At 58.0% G+C, this 902-nt stretch carries 1 protein-coding gene; it reads left to right on the top strand.

The features are described from left to right. A partial coding sequence (locus NW819_RS14225) for an isopenicillin N synthase family dioxygenase (RefSeq protein ID WP_414414149.1) occupies nucleotides 1-902 on the top strand: 902 nt, incomplete at both ends.

Below are 902 nucleotides of genomic sequence, written 5' to 3'. Positions count from 1 at the left end.
TTCTTCCTTTGAGCAAGCTGGGATCCCTTGTCTGGATTTGACCCCCTTTCGGGAGGGCACGGATCCGCTAGGGGTTGCAAAGGCTTTTGGGGCAGCCTTGGAGGAGGTGGGGTTTGTGGTGATCACAGGGCATGGGATCCCGGAGGCCATCATACAAACAGCCTACGAGAGAGCGAGGGCTTTCTTCGACCTGCCGCTGGAACAAAAAATGGAGGTGGTGACTCCGGATCGCGTCAAAAACCAGGGATACCTGCCGATTGGCATCGAAAGTGTAGCCGCTACCCGTGGGGCAGAGGTTCCCTACGATCTCTGTGAGGCGCTGGTGTTCAATGACCTGTTTCGGGAAGATCCACAACGGCCCCAAGCAGGGGTGGATCCGGATTCGGGCAACCTTTGGCCCACCCATCCAGCAGGACTGCGGGCTGCTCTTCTGGCTTATGATGCGGCTCTGCTTCAGCTCACCCAAACCTTGATGCGCATGGGCGCGTTGGCTTTGGATCTGCCGGAAACCTATTTTCTGCCTTTTATGGAGGGGAAAGGGGGAGTGCTGCGGGCTGTGCATTATCCTGAACAGGAGGTGGAGCCCATCCCGGGACAGCTACGCTATGGGGCTCACTCCGACTACGGTGGCTTCACGATTCTGCGACAGGATGGGGCGCCGGGAGGGCTGCAGGTGTACTCCAAAGCAGGAGAGTGGATTGATGTGCAGGCTGTTCCCAACGCCTTTGTCATCAACGTTGGCGATCTGCTATCCCGTTGGACTAATGACCGTTGGCGCTCCACGTTGCACCGCGTGGTCAATCCACCCCGATCGGCTTTCGGTTCCAGTCGCCGCCTGTCTTTGGTTTACTTTACAGCTCCTCGGGACGATGCTTGGATCGAATGCCTGCCCACATGCCAGA

This window comes from Synechococcus sp. R8-2 (assembly GCF_047461715.1).
Classification (GTDB): Bacteria; Cyanobacteriota; Cyanobacteriia; order Thermostichales; family Thermostichaceae; genus Thermostichus.
The sequence above is the reverse complement of the archived record's forward strand: the minus strand, read 5'-3'. Positions and strand labels throughout refer to the sequence as shown.